The 16,131-nt window shown below is 74.7% G+C and carries 17 protein-coding genes; 5 read left to right on the top strand and 12 right to left on the bottom strand.

Annotated features, from left to right (window positions below):
* Nucleotides 1-156: 156 nt before the first annotated feature.
* The 8 genes from BLU95_RS30420 to argC all read right to left on the bottom strand — a co-directional run bounded on the left by BLU95_RS30420 (nt 157) and on the right by argC (nt 8,372).
* Nucleotides 157-414 (bottom strand): hypothetical protein, encoded by a 258-nt coding sequence (locus BLU95_RS30420; RefSeq protein ID WP_053646730.1) that lies wholly within the window; start codon nt 412-414, stop codon nt 157-159.
* A gap of 114 nt (nt 415-528) precedes the next feature.
* A complete protein-coding gene (argH, locus tag BLU95_RS30415) occupies nt 529-1,962 on the bottom strand; it encodes an argininosuccinate lyase (protein WP_093862797.1) in 1,434 nt (477 codons plus the stop codon).
* Between the two features lie 91 nt (nt 1,963-2,053).
* Complete coding sequence (locus BLU95_RS30410) at nt 2,054-3,247, bottom strand: argininosuccinate synthase (RefSeq protein WP_053646726.1); 1,194 nt, start codon at nt 3,245-3,247, stop codon at nt 2,054-2,056.
* A 161-nt stretch (nt 3,248-3,408) separates the two neighbouring features.
* Nucleotides 3,409-3,957, bottom strand: a complete 549-nt coding sequence (locus tag BLU95_RS30405; protein WP_093862796.1) for an arginine repressor — start codon at nt 3,955-3,957, stop codon at nt 3,409-3,411.
* A gap of 17 nt (nt 3,958-3,974) precedes the next feature.
* The gene (locus BLU95_RS30400) at nt 3,975-5,183 is read right to left on the bottom strand and encodes an acetylornithine transaminase (protein WP_093862795.1); all 1,209 of its coding nucleotides are present in this window, start codon (nt 5,181-5,183) and stop codon (nt 3,975-3,977) included.
* The gene (gene argB, locus BLU95_RS30395) at nt 5,180-6,055 is read right to left on the bottom strand and encodes an acetylglutamate kinase (RefSeq protein ID WP_093865240.1); all 876 of its coding nucleotides are present in this window, start codon (nt 6,053-6,055) and stop codon (nt 5,180-5,182) included. Before argB ends, BLU95_RS30400 begins: the two co-directional genes overlap by 4 nt.
* A gap of 119 nt (nt 6,056-6,174) precedes the next feature.
* A complete protein-coding gene (argJ, locus tag BLU95_RS30390; RefSeq protein ID WP_093865239.1) occupies nt 6,175-7,329 on the bottom strand; it encodes a bifunctional glutamate N-acetyltransferase/amino-acid acetyltransferase ArgJ in 1,155 nt (384 codons plus the stop codon).
* Nucleotides 7,330-7,343: 14 nt separating this feature from the next.
* On the bottom strand, nt 7,344-8,372 hold the full coding sequence (gene argC, locus BLU95_RS30385; RefSeq protein ID WP_093862794.1) for an N-acetyl-gamma-glutamyl-phosphate reductase: 1,029 nt from the start codon (nt 8,370-8,372) through the stop codon (nt 7,344-7,346).
* 22 nt (nt 8,373-8,394) lie between these two features.
* On the opposite strand from argC, the gene BLU95_RS30380 reads away from it, so the two are divergent.
* Nucleotides 8,395-9,159 carry a DUF2071 domain-containing protein gene (locus tag BLU95_RS30380; protein WP_093862793.1) on the top strand — a complete coding sequence of 255 codons (765 nt, stop codon included), beginning with the start codon at nt 8,395-8,397 and terminating at the stop codon, nt 9,157-9,159.
* Here BLU95_RS30380 and BLU95_RS30375 read toward each other — a convergent pair.
* Nucleotides 9,149-10,399 (bottom strand): methyltransferase, encoded by a 1,251-nt coding sequence (locus tag BLU95_RS30375; RefSeq protein ID WP_093862792.1) that lies wholly within the window; start codon nt 10,397-10,399, stop codon nt 9,149-9,151. The two genes, BLU95_RS30380 and BLU95_RS30375, sit on opposite strands and share 11 nt — an antisense overlap.
* A 105-nt stretch (nt 10,400-10,504) precedes the next feature.
* Between BLU95_RS30375 and BLU95_RS30370 the strand changes: the two genes are divergently transcribed.
* Nucleotides 10,505-10,909: a VOC family protein gene (locus BLU95_RS30370; RefSeq protein WP_093862791.1), complete on the top strand. Its 405-nt coding sequence runs from the start codon at nt 10,505-10,507 to the stop codon at nt 10,907-10,909.
* Nucleotides 10,910-10,992: 83 nt separating this feature from the next.
* On the top strand, nt 10,993-11,367 hold the full coding sequence (locus BLU95_RS30365; protein WP_093862790.1) for an RNA-binding S4 domain-containing protein: 375 nt from the start codon (nt 10,993-10,995) through the stop codon (nt 11,365-11,367).
* Here the strand turns inward: BLU95_RS30365 and BLU95_RS30360 are convergent.
* Together BLU95_RS30360 and BLU95_RS30355 are read right to left on the bottom strand one after the other, a co-directional pair.
* On the bottom strand, nt 11,364-11,918 hold the full coding sequence (locus BLU95_RS30360) for an HD domain-containing protein (protein WP_173862165.1): 555 nt from the start codon (nt 11,916-11,918) through the stop codon (nt 11,364-11,366). The two genes, BLU95_RS30365 and BLU95_RS30360, sit on opposite strands and share 4 nt — an antisense overlap.
* A gap of 32 nt (nt 11,919-11,950) precedes the next feature.
* Nucleotides 11,951-12,832: an SAM-dependent methyltransferase gene (locus tag BLU95_RS30355; protein ID WP_093862789.1), complete on the bottom strand. Its 882-nt coding sequence runs from the start codon at nt 12,830-12,832 to the stop codon at nt 11,951-11,953.
* Between the two features lie 284 nt (nt 12,833-13,116).
* Between BLU95_RS30355 and BLU95_RS30350 the strand changes: the two genes are divergently transcribed.
* A complete protein-coding gene (locus BLU95_RS30350; protein ID WP_093862788.1) occupies nt 13,117-14,028 on the top strand; it encodes a polysaccharide deacetylase family protein in 912 nt (303 codons plus the stop codon).
* A gap of 88 nt (nt 14,029-14,116) precedes the next feature.
* The gene (locus tag BLU95_RS30345) at nt 14,117-15,142 is read left to right on the top strand and encodes a ketopantoate reductase family protein (RefSeq protein WP_093862787.1); all 1,026 of its coding nucleotides are present in this window, start codon (nt 14,117-14,119) and stop codon (nt 15,140-15,142) included.
* Between the two features lie 113 nt (nt 15,143-15,255).
* Here BLU95_RS30345 and BLU95_RS30340 read toward each other — a convergent pair whose 3' ends face one another.
* Complete coding sequence (locus tag BLU95_RS30340; protein WP_093862786.1) at nt 15,256-16,074, bottom strand: SDR family NAD(P)-dependent oxidoreductase; 819 nt, start codon at nt 16,072-16,074, stop codon at nt 15,256-15,258.
* Nucleotides 16,075-16,131: the final 57 nt, after the last annotated feature.

Here is a 16,131-nt window from a genome sequence, read left to right as displayed (position 1 = left end):
GCCAGCGCCTTACCCGGGTGTCAGCTGATCTCAACCTCGTGGCCGCCGGACGTGGCGAGGGTCACGCCCGGCGGGACGGGGCCGGGGCGCACCGCCGCGGCCGCTCGGGCATGGCGTTCGGGCGTGGTGTCCAGGCGTAGCGCTCGGGCGTGGCGCTCAGGCGTAGCGCTCGGCGTGCAGCAGCACGCGCAGGCAGGCCAGGCAGCGGGCGCGGGTCGGTCCGATGGAGCCGCGCGGCATGCCGAGGCGGTGGGAGAGCTCGCGGTAGGTCGGCGGCGGGTCCTCGGCGAGGGCGGCGACCAGTTGCGGGCAGCGGCCGGGCAGGGCGGCGACGGCCTCCCGGACGCGGCGGCGGCGCAGCTCGGCGAGGACCTCGTCCTCGGCGGAGGGGACGGAGGGGAGGGCGGTGCACATACCGTTCTTGACCGGACGGGGGCCGTCCCGGTTACGGGTGACCGGTCGCATACGGACGGGAGGGGCGCGGCGGGTGGCCCGTCGCGCCCCTCCCGGTGGTGGCCGGTGGGGCCGTCAGCCCGTCACCCACTCCTGCTGGGCGGCGAGGTCGGCCTTGATCTCGCCGAGCTGGACGGCGACGGCGCTGGGCGCGGTGCCGCCGCGGCCGTTGCGGGAGGCGATGGCGCCGTGGACGTTGAGGACCGACCGCACCTCGGGGGTGAGGTGCCCGGAGATGGCGGCGAACTGCTCGTCGGTGAGGTCGGCTAGTTCGATGCCGTGCGCCTCGCACTCCTTGACGCAGGCTCCGGCGACCTCGTGCGCGACCCGGAACGGCACGCCCTGCTTGACCAGCCATTCGGCGATGTCGGTGGCGAGGGAGAAGCCGGCCGGGGCGAGTTCCTCGAGCCGCTCGCGGTGGACGGTGAGGGTGGCCATCATGCCGGTGAAGGCGGGCAGCAGGACCTCGAGGGTGTCGCAGGAGTCGAAGACCGGCTCCTTGTCCTCCTGGAGGTCGCGGTTGTAGGCGAGCGGGAGGGCCTTGAGGGTGGCGAGCAGACCGGTGAGGTTGCCGATGAGCCGGCCGGACTTGCCGCGGGCGAGTTCGGCGATGTCGGGGTTCTTCTTCTGCGGCATGATCGACGAGCCGGTGGAGAAGGCGTCGTGCAGCGTGATGAAGCCGAACTCCTTGGTGTTCCAGATGATCACCTCCTCCGCGATCCGGGACAGGTTGATCCCGATCATCGCGGTGACGAAGGCGAATTCGGCGACGAAGTCGCGCGAGGCGGTGCCGTCGACGGAGTTGCCGACCGAGCCGCCCTCGAAGCCGAGGTCGGCGGCGACGGCCTCCGGGTCGAGGCCGAGCGAGGAGCCGGCCAGCGCCCCGGAGCCGTACGGGGAGACGGCGGTGCGGGCGTCCCACTGGCGCAGCCGCTCGGCGTCCCGGCCGAGGGCCTGCACGTGCGCGAGGACGTGGTGGGCGAAGAGCACGGGCTGGGCGTGCTGGAGGTGGGTGCGGCCCGGCATCGCGGTGTCCGGGTGGGCCTCGGCAAGGCCGACCAGGGCGTGCTGGAGGTCGAGCAGCAGTCCGCCGATGGTCTTCGCGTGGTCCCGCAGGTACATCCGGAAGAGGGTGGCGATCTGGTCGTTGCGGGAGCGTCCGGCCCGCAGCTTGCCGCCGAGGTCGGGGCCGAGGCGCTCCAGCAGGCCGCGTTCCAGGGCGGTGTGGACGTCCTCGTCGGCGACGGTGCCGGTGAAGGTGCCGGCCTCGACGTCGGCGAGCAGCCGGTCGAGTCCGTCGTGCATGGCGGCGAGTTCGTCGGCGGTGAGCAGGCCGGCCTTGTGCAGGACGCGCGCGTGGGCCTTGGAGCCGGCGATGTCGTAGGGGGCGAGGCGCCAGTCGAAGTGCACCGAGGCGGAGAGCCGGGCCAGGGCCTCGGAGGGGCCGTCGGCGAAGCGGGCGCCCCAGAGGCGGACGTCGCCACCGGTGGCGGTCTGGTCGGCGGACATCACTGGCTCCTTGCGAACGTGCGGGAAGGGGGGGTCGGGGGTGGTCCCGGCCGGCCCCGCGGGAGCGGGGCGCGGCCGGGTCCGGGGCGGCTCAGCCCAGGTCGCGCCGGGCGGCGATCTTCGAGGAGAGGCCGAAGATCTCGATGAAGCCCTTGGACATCGACTGGTCGAAGGTGTCGCCGGTGTCGTAGGTGGCGAGGTTGAAGTCGTACAGCGACTGGTCGGACTTGCGGCCGTTGACGACGGCCCGGCCGCCGTGCAGGACGATCCGGATGTCGCCGGAGACGTGCTGGTTGGCCTCGTTCACGAACCCGTCGAGGGCGCGCTTGAGCGGGGAGAACCACAGGCCGTCGTAGACCAGTTCGGCCCAGCGCTGCTCGACCTGCCGCTTGTAGCGGGCGAGTTCGCGCTCGACGGTGACGTTCTCCAGCGCCTGGTGGGCGGTGATCAGGGCGATCGCGCCGGGGGCCTCGTAGATCTCCCGGGACTTGATGCCGACGAGGCGGTCCTCGACCATGTCGAGCCGGCCGACGCCCTGGGCGCCGGCGCGCTTGTTGAGCTCCTCGATCGCCTGGAGGACGGTGACCTTGCGGCCGTCGATCGCGACCGGGACGCCGGCGTCGAAGGTGATGACCACCTCGTCGGCCTCGCGGGCGGTGGCGGGGTTCTGGGTGTACTCGTAGACGTCCTCGATCGGGGCGTTCCAGATGTCCTCGAGGAAGCCGGTCTCGACGGCCCGGCCGAAGACGTTCTGGTCGATCGAGTACGGGGACTTCTTGGTGGTGGCGATCGGCAGGCCCTTGGCCTCGGCGAAGGCGATCGCCTTGTCCCGGGTCATCGCGTAGTCGCGGACCGGGGCGATGCACTTGAGGCCCGGGGCCAGCGAGTTGATGCCGACCTCGAAGCGGACCTGGTCGTTGCCCTTGCCGGTGCAGCCGTGGGCGACGGTGGTGGCGCCGTGCTTCTGGGCGGCGGCCACCAGGTGCTTGACGATGACCGGCCGGGAGAGGGCGGACACCAGCGGGTACTGGCCCTGGTAGAGGGCGTTGGCCTTGACGGCCGGGAGGCAGTACTCGTCGGCGAACTCGTCGCGGGCGTCGGCGACCTCGGCCTCGACGGCGCCGCAGTCCAGGGCCCGCTGGCGGATGACGTCCAGGTCCTCGCCGCCCTGGCCGACGTCGACGGCGACGGCGATGACCTCGGCGCCGGTCTCCTCGGCGATCCAGCCGATGCAGACGGACGTGTCCAGACCGCCCGAGTAGGCGAGTACGACGCGCTCGGTCACGGCTTTCTCCTTCACAACTGTGCGAACAGGCTTACGGCGATAGGCATAAGTATGCACTACTCCGTATGAAACTCAAAACCCGGGGCGGGGCCGGTTCCGGATACGCCTGCGGGCCCGGTCGAAACCGGGCCCGCGGGTGGTGCGGTGACTGCGCGGCGGGGCTACTGCACCTTGGCCTGGGCGAGCTGCATGAGGTGGTCGGCGAGGGCCTGGCCGCCGGCCGGGTCGCGGCTGATCAGCAGCACCGTGTCGTCGCCGGCGATGGTGCCGATGATCTCGAACACCTCGGCCTGGTCGATCGCCGAGGCCAGGAACTGCGCCGCGCCGGGCGGGGTGCGCAGCACCACCAGGTTGCCGGAGGCGGTCGCGGAGACCATCAGCTCGCCGGCCAGCCGGGCCATCCGGCCCTCGGTGGCGGACTCCCCCATCGGCGCGCGCGGGGTGCGGTCGCCGCCCTCGGCCGGGACGGCGTAGATGAGCGCGCCGTCCCGGTTGCGGATCTTCACCGCGCCCAGCTCGTCCAGGTCCCGGGAGAGGGTGGCCTGGGTGACCACCAGTCCGTCGTCGGCGAGCAGCTTGGCGAGCTGGCTCTGGGAGCGCACGGGCTGGCGGGTGAGCAGGTCCACGATCCGCCGGTGGCGCGCGGTGCGGGTCTGCGGGACCTGCGGCGTCGGGCCGGCGGCGGGCTGGCCGGAGTGGGGAACGGTCATGTGATGATTCTCCCGGACTACGCTCGGTCCGCACTGTCCGGGGCGTCCGCCCGCGCCGCCCGCAGGACGTCCGGCAGCGCGGCGAGGAAGGCGTCCGCCTCCTGCTCGGTGAGCACCAGCGGCGGAGCCAGCCGCACCGCGTCCGGCACCGCGGCGTTCACCAGGAAGCCGGCCTCCTGGAGCCCCGCCTGCACCTTCGCGGAGACGGGGGCGGTGAGCACGATGCCGAGCAGCAGTCCGGCGCCGCGCACGTGCGAGACCAGCGGGTCGTCGATCGCCTCCACGCCGTGCCGCAGCCGCTCGCCGATCTTGCGGGCGTGCTCCAGCAGTCCGTCGGCCTCGATGGTGTCCAGCACCGCGAGCGCGGCCGCCGCGACCACCGGGTTGCCGCCGAAGGTGGTGCCGTGCTGGCCCGGGGTGAGCAGGTCGGCGGCCTCGCCGAAGGCGAGCACGGCCCCGATCGGCAGTCCGCCGCCGAGCGCCTTGGCGAGCGTGACGACGTCCGGCTCGACCCCGTCGAAGGCCTGGTGGGCGAACCAGTGGCCGGTGCGGCCGACGCCGGTCTGGATCTCGTCGAGGACGAGCAGGGTGCCGGTGGCACGGGTGATCTCGCGGGCGGCCCGCAGATAGCCGTCGGGCAGCGGGACGGCGCCGTTCTCGCCCTGGACCGGCTCCAGGAAGACGGCGGCGGTGTCGGTGGTGACGGCGGCGCGCAGCGCCTCCACGTCGCCGAACGGGACGTGGGTGACGTCACCGGGCAGCGGGCGGAACGGCTCCTGCTTGGCGGGCTGGCCGGTGAGCGCGAGGGCGCCCATGGTGCGGCCGTGGAAGGCGCCCTCCAGGGCGACCAGGTGGGTGCGGCCGGTCCGGCGGGAGATCTTGAAGGCGGCCTCGTTGGCCTCGGCGCCGGAGTTGCAGAAGAACACCCGCCCGGGGCGCCCGTCGAGCTCCAGCAGCCGTTCGGCGAGGGCGACGGTGGGCTCGGCCAGGAACAGGTTGGAGATGTGGCCGAGGGTGGCGATCTGCCGGCTCACGGCCTCGACCACGGCCGGGTGGGCGGTGCCGAGGGCGTTGACCGCGATGCCGCCGAGCAGGTCGGTGTAGGCCTTGCCGTCGGCGTCCCAGAGGGTGCTGCCCTCGCCGCGGACCAGCGGGATCCGCGGGGTGCCGTAGTTGTCGGTGAGGGCGTGCTGCCACCGCTCGGTCAGCTGGGCGTTGGAAGTCATGCGAGTCCCCCGGTCACGGTCGGTTCGTCGTCGGGCACGACCATGGTGCCGATGCCCTCGTCGGTGAAGATCTCCAGCAGCAGGCTGTGCGGCACCCGGCCGTCCAGCACGCGGGCGGTGCCGACGCCCGAGCGGACGGCGTTCAGGCAGCCCTCCATCTTGGGCACCATGCCGGAGGCGAGGCCCGGCAGCAGCTCCTCGAGCTCGCCGGCGTCCAGCTGGCTGATCACGTCGTCCGAGTTCGGCCAGTCCTTGTAGAGGCCCTCGACGTCGGTGAGCACGACGAGCATCTCGGCGCCCAGGGCGACCGCGAGCGCGGCCGCGGCGGTGTCGGCGTTGATGTTGTAGACGTGCCCGTCGGTGCCGCGGGCGATCGAGGACACCACCGGGATCCGGCCGTCGGCGATCAGCGCCTTCACCGCGCCCGCCTCGACGTTGACGATGTCGCCGACCAGGCCGATGTCGACCGGCTCGCCGTCGACGACCGCGTAGCGCTTGACCGCGGTCATGGTGTGGGCGTCCTCGCCGGTCATGCCGACCGCGAACGGGCCGTGCTCGTTGAGCAGGCCGACCAGCTCGCGCTGCACCTGGCCGGAGAGCACCATCCGGACCACGTCCATGGTCTCCGGGGTGGTGACCCGCAGGCCGTTGGTGAACGAGGACTCCAGGCCGAGCCGGTCGAGCTGGGCGCTGATCTGCGGACCGCCGCCGTGCACCACGACGGGGTGGAGCCCGGCGAAGCGCAGGAAGACGACGTCCGCGGCGAAGGCGGCCTTGAGCTCGTCGTCGACCATGGCGTTGCCGCCGAACTTGATCACGACGGTCTTGCCGTGGAAGCGCTCCAGCCACGGCAGCGCCTCGACGAGCGTCATGGCCTTGGGCAACGCGGTGTTGTTCCGGGCCTGTTCGCCCTTGGGTGCGATCTTCACGGTTCTGGTCCCCCGGCTCGGGTGGCGGCGGTCGGACGGTCGGCCGGCGGGCCGGCCCGCCGTCAGGTGGAGTAGGCGCTGTTCTCGTGCACGTAGTCGGCGGTGAGGTCGTTGGTCCACAGGGTGGCGGCGGCCCCGCCGGCGTTGAGGTTCGCGGTGATCACGACCTCGCGCCCGGTCATGTCGACCAGGTCCCGGTCCTCCCCCACGCTGCCGTCGCGGCACACCCAGACGCCGTTGATCGCGACGTCCAGCCGGTCCGGGTCGAAGGCGGCGTCGGTGGTGCCGATCGCGGCCAGCACCCGGCCCCAGTTGGGGTCCTCACCGTGGATGGCGCACTTGAGCAGGTTGTTGCGGCCGATCACCCGGGCGACGCCGACGGCCTCGTCCTCGGTGGCGGCGCCGGTGACGTCGATCCGGATGTCCTTGCTCGCGCCCTCGGCGTCGCCGATCAGCTGCCGGGCGAGGTCGGCGCAGACCGCGCGCACCGCCTCGTCGAACTCGGCCGGCTCCGGGGCGGTGCCGCTGGCGCCGGAGGCGAGCAGCAGCACGGTGTCGTTGGTCGACATGCAGCCGTCGGAGTCGATCCGGTCGAAGGTGGTGCGGGTGGCGGCGCGCAGCGCGGTGTCCAGGGTGCCCGCGTCGGCGTCGGCGTCGGTGGTGAGCACGACCAGCATGGTGGCGAGGCCCGGGGCGAGCATGCCGGCGCCCTTGGCCATGCCGCCGACCGTCCAGCCCGCCGGGCTGGTGACCTGCGCGGTCTTGTGGACGGTGTCGGTGGTCTTGATGGCGATCGCGGCGGCCTCGCCGCCGGCCGTGTCGAGCGCCGCGGCGGCGGTGGCGACACCGGGCAGCAGGATGTCCATCGGCAGCCGGACGCCGATCAGGCCGGTGGAGGCGACGGCGACCTCGCCGGCGCTCAGCCCCAGCTCCTCGGCGACCTTCTCGGCGGTGGCGTGGGTGTCCTGGAAGCCCAGCGGACCGGTGCAGGCGTTGGCGCCGCCGGAGTTGAGGACGACGGCGGAGACGGTGCCGCCCTTGAGGACCTGCTCGGACCAGAGCACGGGGGCGGCCTTGACCCGGTTGGAGGTGAAGACGCCGGCCGCGGCGAGCGAGGGGCCGTCGTTGACGACCAGGGCGAGGTCCGGGGTGCCGGAGGCCTTGATCCCGGCGGTGACACCGGCGGCCCGGAAGCCCCGGGCGGCGGTCACGCCGATGTTCTGGTGGTCGGTCACGGTGCGACTCCGTTCACGGGAAGGCCGAGCTCCTCGGGCAGACCGAGGGCGATGTTCATGCTCTGCACCGCGCCGCCGGCGGTGCCCTTGACCAGGTTGTCGATCGCGCTGATCGCCACGATCCGCCCGGCCGCCGCGTCCAGGGCGACCTGCACCAGCGCGGTGTTGGCGCCGTAGACGCTGCTGGTCTGCGGCCACTGCCCGGCGGGGAGCAGGTGGACGAACGGCTCGTCCGCGTACGCCTCGGCGTAGGCGGCGCGCAGTTCCTCGGCGCCCACCCCCGGCCGGGCCTTCGCGGAGCAGGTGGCGAGGATGCCGCGCGGCATCGGGACCAGGGTGGGGGTGAAGGAGACGCTGACCGGCTCGCCCGCGAGCGGGGTGAGGTTCTGGGCCATCTCCGGGGTGTGCCGGTGGACGCCGCCGACGCCGTAGGCGCTGACGCTGCCCATCACCTCGCTGCCGAGCAAGTGGGTCTTGGCGGCCTTGCCGGCGCCGGAGGTGCCGGAGGCGGCGACCACCACCGCCTCGGGCTCGGCGAGGCCGGCCGCGTAGGCGGGGAAGAGCGCCAGCGAGACTGCCGTCGGGTAGCAGCCGGGGACGGCGATCCGGTTGCTGCCCTTGAGCGCGTCGCGGTGACCGGGCAGCTCGGGCAGGCCGTAGGGCCAGGTGCCGGCGTGCACGGAGCCGTAGAACTGCTCCCAGTCGGAGGCGGCCCGGAGCCGGAAGTCGGCGCCGCAGTCGACGACCAGGACGTTCTCGCCGAGCGACTCGGCCACGGCGGCGGACTGCCCGTGCGGCAGGGCCAGGAAGACCACGTCGTGGTCGGCCAGCACCTCGGGGGTGGTGGGCTCGAGGATCCGGCCGGCCAGGGCCGGCAGGTGCGGCTGGAGCAGTCCCAGCGCGGTGCCCGCGTTGGAGCCGCCGGTCAGCGCCCCGATCTCGACCTCCGGGTGGCCGAGCAGCAGGCGCAGCACCTCACCGCCCGCGTACCCGCTCGCGCCGGCGACGGCGACTCGCAATGCCATGGCGTTCCTCCTTCGTCGAGGCATGAATATACGCAGTACCGAACATTCATGCAAGGAGCACCGGGGGCCGGAACAGGACCCGGGAACAGGCCCGGTCCGACCCGGCCCGGCCTGGTCCCCCGAGGCGGCCGCCCGGCTGCTCCCCGCCCCGCTGCGTCCGCAGCTGGTGCGCGGCCACGCCGTCGCCGGCCTCTGCCCGCTGCGGCTCGGCCGGGTCCGCCCGGCCTGGGCTCCCGCGCCGTTCGGGCTGCGCAGCGAGAACGCCGCCCACCGGATCGCCGTCGAGTGGGACGGGCCGGACGGCGTCGAGAACGGCGTCTACATCCCGCGCCGCGACACCGGCTCCCGGCTCAACGCCTGGGCCGGCGGCCGGATCTTCCCCGGCGAGCACGGCCGCGCCGACTTCACGGTGGACGAGAGCGCCGACCGGCTGCGGGTCGCCTTCGCGACCCGGGACGGCGGCCTCCGGGCCGAGGTCGCCGTCGAGCTCGCCGCGGAACTGCCCGCGAGCCGGCTGTTCGACGGTCTGGCCGAGGCCTCCGCCTTCTTCCGGTGCGGCTCCCGGGGTTTCTCCCCGACCCGGGACGGCGGCGTGCGGCTGGACGGCATGGAACTGCACACCGACGCCTGGCGGCTGGAGGCCTGCCGGGTGGAGTCCGCCGTCTCGTCCTTCTTCGACGACCCGGAGCGCTTCCCACCGGGGAGCGCCGAGCTGGACTGCGCGCTGGTCATGCGGGACGTGCCGGTGGCCTGGGCCCCGCTGACGGCGGCGGCCGTCAGCGCTTGACGGCCTTCAGCACCACGAACTTCGGATTGCCCGCGACCGTCCGGCAGTTGCCGAACAGCCGGCGGAGCTTGACGTGGTAGTCGAGGTGGCGGTTGCCGACCACCCAGAGCTCGCCGCCGGGGCGCAGCGCCCGCTTGGCGCCGGTGAACATCCGCCAGGCGGTGGCGTCGGTGGTGGCCTGGTGGGAGTGGAACGGCGGGTTGTTGAGGACGAGGTCCACCGAGCCGGCCGGCACGTCCGCGTCGGCGAGCGCGTCGGCGGTGCGGAACTCCGCCCGGGCGTCCGGGCCGAGGTTGGCGCGGAAGGTCTCCTCGGCGGAGGCCACCGCCTGGTGCGACTCGTCGACGAAGAGCAGTTCGGCCCCGGGGGCGGCCAGCGCGGCGGCGGTGCCCACCACGCCGTTGCCGCAGCCGAGGTCGACCACCCGGGCGCCCGGGGCGGCGGTCGGCAGGTGGGCGAGCAGGAAGCGGGTGCCGATGTCCAGGCGGTCGGCGCAGAAGGTGCCGGCGTGGTTGGTGACGGTGCGGCCCGAGACGGCCCCGATGTCGCCGGGCAGGGCGTAGCGGTGCGGCCAGGGGTTGGGGCCGGGGTCGAGCGCCCGGTCCGGGGTGCAGAGGATCAGCCGGGCCTTGCGGACCGCGAGCGAGGTGCGGGTCGGGCCGACGATCCGTTCGAAGAGCCGCAGGGTGGAGGTGTGGATCTCGGTGACCATGCCGGTGCCGAGCACGACCGTGTCCGGGTGGAGCGCCGGGGCGAGCCGGTGCAGCTGGTCCTCGAGCAGGGCGAGGCTCTTGGGGACCCGCACCAGCAGGACGTCGATCCGCTCCGGCGGGGTGTCGCGCGTGGTCAGCAGCCGGGTCGCGGCGGGGTCGGCGCCGGCCCGGGCGAGGTTGGCGAGGGTGGCGCGCTGGGCGAGGTGCGAGTCGCTGACCTGGGTGACGGCGGCGGGCGGGCCGTCGGCGGCAACCTCGGCGGCCGGCACCGTGGCGAGCGCGGTGGTGAGGGCGGTGGTGAGCGCCCCCCAGCGGTCGCCGAGCACGGTGACGGCGCGGCCGGCCAGTGCGGTGGCCCGGCCGTCGGCCGAGTCGGCCTCGCCGGCCAGGTGCCGCAGCAGGTACTCGTCGGCGGCGTCCCAGGCGCGCAGCCGCTCGCGCGGATCCTCCGGGAAGCGGGTGAGGACGAGCTCGCCCCAGGGAGTCGGGAAAGGGGTCGGGGCGGCCGGTTCGGCGAGGCGGTTCATCGTGGCCCAGGCTAGCCGACCGCCCGACCGCCCGTGCCGGGCGCGGGCCGGGGCCGCGGCCGATACTGGAAGGGCCCGAGGGATCCCGAGGGAAGGCACGAGGCCATGGACTGGAAGCTGGAAGTGGTGGTGGTCCCGGTCGCGGACGTCGACCGGGCCAAGACCTTCTACGAGGAGCAGGCCGGTTTCACCGTCGACCACGACACCCGGATCCGGGACGGCCTGCGGGTGGTGCAGCTGACGCCGCCCGGCTCCAGTTGCTCGATCGTGCTGGGCACCGGCCTGACCGACGCACCGGCGGGCTCGGTGAAGGGGCTCCAGCTCGCGGTGCCGGACATCGAGCGCGCCTACCAGGAGCTGCTGGCCCGCGGTGTCGAGGTGAGCCCGGTGCAGCACTTCGAGGCCGGGAACCGGGTGGACGGCCGCGGCGGGGTGTGGAACTCCTTCGTCTTCTTCAACGACCCGGACGGCAACGGCTGGGCCGTCCAGGAGGCCCCCGGCCGCCGCTGAGCGCCGGCCCCCGCCGAGCACCCGTCCCCGCTGAGCGCCTTTCCCCGCACCGGCCCCCGCACGCCGGGGCCTAAGCTCGACGGATGGTCGAGAACGAGGGAAACGTCCGGGTGGACAGCTGGATCTGGTCGGTGCGGCTGGCGAAGACCCGGTCGGCCGCCGCGGCGGCCTGCAAGGCCGGGCACGTGCGGGTGAACGGCGAACGGGCCAAGCCGGCGCAGGCGGTGAAGCCGGGCGACGAGGTCCGGGTGCGCCAGGAGGGGTGGGAGCGGGTCGTCGTGGTGCGCAAGCTCGTCCGCAAACGGGTCGGCGCCGAGGTCGCGGCCGACTGCCTGGTGGACAACAGCCCGCCGCGCCCGGCCCGGGAGTTCGTCGCCGCCCCCGGCCTGCGCGACCGCGGCGCCGGCCGCCCCACCAAGCGCGACCGCCGCGAGATGGACGGCCTGCGCGGCCGCTAGCGGTTGTCCTGCACCGGGTGGGCGGCCTGGACGGCGAGGCGGCGCGGGGCGTCGGCGCCGATCCCGGTGAGCAGGTCGTCGAGCACCAGGAAGACCTCCCACGGCGCACGGCCGCTCGCGACCGCCAGCAGGTCGGTCACCCGGTCCTCCAGGTCGCGGACCCGGCTGTCCTTCCACACCTTGTCGGCGAGGCTCACCAACAGGTCCTCGACGGTGGTGCCGGGCTCGCCCCAGCTGCCGTGGGTGCGGGCGAAGCGGGCCGGCCGCTCCGGCGCCCCGCGGGCGCGCAGCAGCTCGTACCCGGCCCGCTCGTGCAGCGAGCCGGGTACCGAGAGCTCCTCGCGGTGGACGGCCTTGCCGATGTCGTGGGTGGCGGCGCCGAACAGCACCGCTTCCCGGTCCACCCGCAGGCCCAGGGCGGCGCAGCCGTCGAGGAGCGTCCCGGCGACCTCGTGGACCAGTCCGAGGTGGGCGACCAGCCGGGGCGGGGCCGCGACCGCCGCGAGCAGTCCGGCGACGGCCGGCGGGACCGGCGGGGTGTCGACGTGCACGGGTCCGCGCGCTTCCGCCGCCTGACCGCCGCTCAGTTCTTGACCGCGACACCCGCGTAGGCGGAGACGTCCTGCCAGCCGGCCGGGAGGTCGGCGGTGGGCACGTGGCCGGCGACGGGGCGCCAGAGCGGGAGCTGGACCAGACCGGGGCCGACGAACTCGAAGTCGCCGAAGAAGGGTTCGACGGCCGCGCGGGGGCGCAGCACCAGCGGGGCGCTGGCGCTGCGGTAGATCCGGGTGCCCTCGGCGGCGCTCTCGCGGGAGGCGAAGTCGGGGCTGCCGTGGGAGAGGATCAGCACGCTGCCGGGGGCGAGCGCGTCGCGCAGGGTACGGACGATCCGCTCGGCGCCGTCCTCGTCGCGGACGAAGTGCAGGACGGCGACCAGCATCAGGGCGACCGGCTCGCCGAGGTCGACGGCGCCGCGCAGGGCGGGGTGGTCGAGGATCGCCCCGGGCTCGCGCAGGTCCGCCTCGATGACGGAGGTGTGGCCGGCCGGGTGACCGGCGAGCAGGGCGCGGGCGTGGGTGGCCACGATCGGGTCGTTGTCGATGTAGACGACCCGGGCGTCGGGCGCGACCCGCTGCGCGACCTCGCTGGTGGAACCGACGGCCGGGATGCCGGTGCCGATGTCGACGAACTGCCGGATGCCCCGGCCGGCCGCGAACTCCACGGCCCGGCCGAGGAACTCGCGGTTGGTGCGGGCCAGCAGCGGCAGCGCCGGGTAGGCCGCGATGGCGGCCTCGGCGGCCTTGCGGTCGGCCTCGAAGTTGTCCTTGCCGCCCAGGTAGTAGTCGTACATCCGGGCGGTGTGCGGGACTCCGGTGTCGAGTTCCGTCGGCGGCCGCCAGTCCTCGGCGCGCGCCCATTCCCATGCGTCCACGACGTCGGCCGCCGTGCTCGTGTCCTCGGTCATCTTCCGCCCCCTGGTGTCCGCCGCGTGTCCGCCGCGTGCTGTGCGCCGGAGCGTCCGCTGCCGGACGTCCCGGGCCCCCGTCGCTCCGTGCGGCGGGCGGCGGCCGCCGAGCGGCCCCCACCGCACGGTGCGCCGTGATCGTAACCGACGACATGCCGCCGATACAGCGGTAGTTCAGGTTTCCGCAGCATCCGAACGATGCCGCGCGGGGCGGTGGGCGCCGGTCCGCGCCGGGCGCGCCGGGCGTTCGCCGCCGGGGGGCAGCGTCTCTATGCTGGCTGCCGATGACTGTCGACCGGCGCACCGTTCTGCGCACCACCGTCAAGCTGGCCGCTCTCGCCTCGGCCGGCGGGCTGCTCACCGCCTGCGGCGACACCGGCCGCCGCCGGGCCGATCCGGGGTCGTTCGCCGTGCGCCCGGGCCAGGTGGACCCCTCCGGCACCGTGGACCCGGCCTGGCCGGCCGGCGAGGGTCCCGCCTCGCCCACGCCCGCCGCGTCCGCCCCGCCGGCCGACGGGCCCGCTCCGGCCGCCGCCCGGGCGGCGGCCGCCACCGCGCCGCCCGTCCCGCCGGTGCTGCCGCCACTGGCGCCCGGTACACCGGTCGAGGTGGCGTACGGGCCCCGCGGCGGCCGCAACGTCGCGCTGACCTTCCACGGCAGCGGCGATCCGGCGCTGGCCACGGCGCTGCTGGAGACCGCCGAGAAGCGCGGCGTCGGCCTCACCGTGATGGTGGTCGGCAGCTGGCTGGACCAGCAGCCGCAGATGGCCCGGCGGATCCTGGACGGCGGCCACGAGCTGGGCAACCACACCCAGAACCACCAGAACATCTCGGCGCTGCCGCCGGACCGGGCGCGCGAGGAGATCGCCCAGTGCGCGGAGCGGCTGCAGCGGCTGACCGGCTCGATCGGCCGCTGGTTCCGCCCGTCCGCCGCCCAGTACGCGACGCCGATGGTGCGGGAGCAGGCCCGGGCGGTCGGCTACGAGCACGTGCTCGCCTTCGACGTGGACCCGCGCGACTACGCCGACCCGACCGCCGCCGAACTCCAGCGGCGGGTGCTCGGCTCGGTGCGCGGCGGCTCGGTGGTGGCCCTGCACCTGGGGCACCGCTGCACGGTGGACGCCCTGCCCGGCATCCTCGACGGCCTCACGAAGGCCGGTCTGACCCCCGTGACCGCCAGCCGCCTCTGCGCCTGATCCCTCCCGGCGGGCCCCGCCCGGGCGGGGCGTCCGGGCGGCCCGTCCGGCCCCGCGAGGGCTTGCGGGCGCGTGGGATGCTTCCGGCATGCGGTACATCATCATCGGGGCGGGTGCGGTGGGCGGCACGATCGGTGCCCGGCTGCACGAGGGTGGACACGAGGTGGTCCTGGTGGCGCGCGGCGCGCACCTGGAGGCGCTGCGCGCGGACGGACTGCGGTTCGGGACGCCGCGGGGCACCCGGACGCTGCGGATCCCGGCGGTCGGCGGGCCGACGGAGCTGAAGCTGCGGCCGGAGGACGTGCTGGTGCTCGCCGTGAAGTCGCAGGACACCGCCGCCGTGCTGGCCGAGTGGGCGCCGCGCCCGGTGGCGGGCGGCGGGACGGCCGCCGAGCGGCTTCCGCTGGTGTGCGCGCAGAACGGCGTGGAGAACGAGCGGGTCGCGCTGCGGCTGTTCCGCGAGGTGCTGGCGGTGTTCGTGTGGATGCCCTCGACCCATGTGGCGCCGGGCCGGGTGAGCGCCAACGGCACCCCGGTGAGCGGGATCCTGCGGCTCGGCGGGTACCCGTCCGGCAGCGGGGGCGGGCGGACCGCCGCGATCGCCGCCGACCTCGGCGGGTCGGGGTTCAGCGCGCCGGTGGACGCGGACGTGGCGCGCTGGAAGTACACCAAGCTGCTCGGCAACCTCGGCAACGCGCTGGACGCGGTGGCCGGGCGGGGTCCGTACGGCGGGGGGTCGGCGGACGGCCGGCTGGAGGCGCTCTACCGGCGGGTGACCGCCGAGGGCGCGGCCGTGCTGGCCGCCGCCGGCATCCCCCACGGCGATCCGGACGAGCTGGCGCGCATCTGCGGGAAGGAGCTGCGGCTGGAGCCGGTGGAGGGCGAGGAGCGGACCGGGTCCTCGTCCTGGCAGAGCCTGGCGCGCGGGACGGGGTCGATCGAGGCGGACCACCTGAACGGCGAGATCGTCCTGCTGGCGCGGCTGCACGGGGCGGCGGCGCCGCTGAACGAGGGGCTCCAGCGGCTGGCCGGGGAGTTCGCCCGGACCGGGCGGGCGCCGGGTTCGCTCACGCCGGGGGAACTGGACGAGCTGGCGGCGCTCGCCGGCCTCTGAGCGCCCCTCGCGTACTCCGTCCCGCCCGCGCGCAGTGACACCCGTACGCCTGTGCCCCGTCGCACCCGCACCCCGTCGCGCCCGCACCCCGTCGCGCCCGCCCGGGCACCCGGTCAGCCCATCGGGTCGTCCGGCCCGTAGGCACGCAGCCGCAGCGTCCGGGCGTCCGCCGCGCGGATCTCCTCCGCGCGGCGGACCAACTCCTCCAGGTTGTCCCGCCCGGCGTGGATGAACCGTCCGTGCAGCGCGTCGAAGCGCCCCCGCGCGGCGTCCACGACGACGGCGACCACGTACGGGACGGAGCCCCAGGCCTTCATGTCCCGGAACATCGGCATCCCGGCGGTCATGTCGGTGGCGACGGCGCCGGGGCTGATGTCCAGGACGACGACCTCGTGCTCGGCGAGCGAGTCGGCCAGGTTGTCGGAGAGCCGGAGCAGCGCGGCCTTGGAGGTGGCGTACGCGGTGTACCGGCCCTCGGGGCGCAGCGCGAAACCGGAGTTGAGGTTGACGACGCGGCCGCGACGGCGGTCGACCATGCCGGGCAGGACGCAGCGCAGCAGGTTGTAGGGGCCACGCAGGTTGACCTCGACGACCTGCCACCACTGGTTGACGTCGCTCTCCCAGAGCGGGACCTCGACCGGGTCGGTCCGGCCGGCGTTGTTGACCAGCAGGTCGATCGGGCCGAGGTCGCGTTCGACGACGCGGACGGCCTCGCGGACCGAGCCCGGGCGGGTGACGTCGGCGGTGACGGCGACGCCGCGCGAGCCGTGCCGGACGCATTCCTTGAGGGTGTCGGTGAGGGTCCCGTGGGTGCGGCCGACCAGGCCGACGGCCATGCCCTCGGCGGCGAGGCCGACCGCGATCTCCCGGCCGATGCCGCGGCCGGCACCGGTGACCAGGGCGACCTGTCCCGTGAGCGATCCCGTCGGCATGCCCCTGCTCCTTCGCGTGTCCCCGGCCACCCGCTGTCCGGCCCGCATTCTGTCCCC

It is taken from the genome of Streptomyces sp. TLI_053 (assembly GCF_900105395.1).
Lineage (GTDB): Bacteria > Actinomycetota > Actinomycetes > Streptomycetales > Streptomycetaceae > Kitasatospora.
The sequence above is the reverse complement of the archived record's forward strand: the minus strand, read 5'-3'. Positions and strand labels throughout refer to the sequence as shown.

Bases quoted from the DNA above. Each gene is read 5' to 3' on its own strand.
- argB (WP_093865240.1), bottom strand. From the start codon at position 6,055: ATGACGCTCGTCGAGGCGCTGCCGTGGCTGGAGCGCTTCCACGGCAAG.
- BLU95_RS30375 (WP_093862792.1), bottom strand. From the start codon at position 10,399: ATGAACCGCCTCGCCGAACCGGCCGCCCCGACCCCTTTCCCGACTCCC.
- BLU95_RS30405 (WP_093862796.1), bottom strand. From the start codon at position 3,957: ATGACCGTTCCCCACTCCGGCCAGCCCGCCGCCGGCCCGACGCCGCAG.
- BLU95_RS30350 (WP_093862788.1), top strand. From the start codon at position 13,117: ATGACTGTCGACCGGCGCACCGTTCTGCGCACCACCGTCAAGCTGGCC.
- BLU95_RS30380 (WP_093862793.1), top strand. From the start codon at position 8,395: ATGAATATACGCAGTACCGAACATTCATGCAAGGAGCACCGGGGGCCG.
- BLU95_RS30340 (WP_093862786.1), bottom strand. From the start codon at position 16,074: ATGCCGACGGGATCGCTCACGGGACAGGTCGCCCTGGTCACCGGTGCC.
- BLU95_RS30370 (WP_093862791.1), top strand. From the start codon at position 10,505: ATGGACTGGAAGCTGGAAGTGGTGGTGGTCCCGGTCGCGGACGTCGAC.
- BLU95_RS30345 (WP_093862787.1), top strand. From the start codon at position 14,117: ATGCGGTACATCATCATCGGGGCGGGTGCGGTGGGCGGCACGATCGGT.
- BLU95_RS30355 (WP_093862789.1), bottom strand. From the start codon at position 12,832: ATGACCGAGGACACGAGCACGGCGGCCGACGTCGTGGACGCATGGGAA.
- BLU95_RS30400 (WP_093862795.1), bottom strand. From the start codon at position 5,183: ATGACTTCCAACGCCCAGCTGACCGAGCGGTGGCAGCACGCCCTCACC.
- argH (WP_093862797.1), bottom strand. From the start codon at position 1,962: ATGTCCGCCGACCAGACCGCCACCGGTGGCGACGTCCGCCTCTGGGGC.
- BLU95_RS30365 (WP_093862790.1), top strand. From the start codon at position 10,993: ATGGTCGAGAACGAGGGAAACGTCCGGGTGGACAGCTGGATCTGGTCG.
- argC (WP_093862794.1), bottom strand. From the start codon at position 8,372: ATGGCATTGCGAGTCGCCGTCGCCGGCGCGAGCGGGTACGCGGGCGGT.
- BLU95_RS30420 (WP_053646730.1), bottom strand. From the start codon at position 414: ATGTGCACCGCCCTCCCCTCCGTCCCCTCCGCCGAGGACGAGGTCCTC.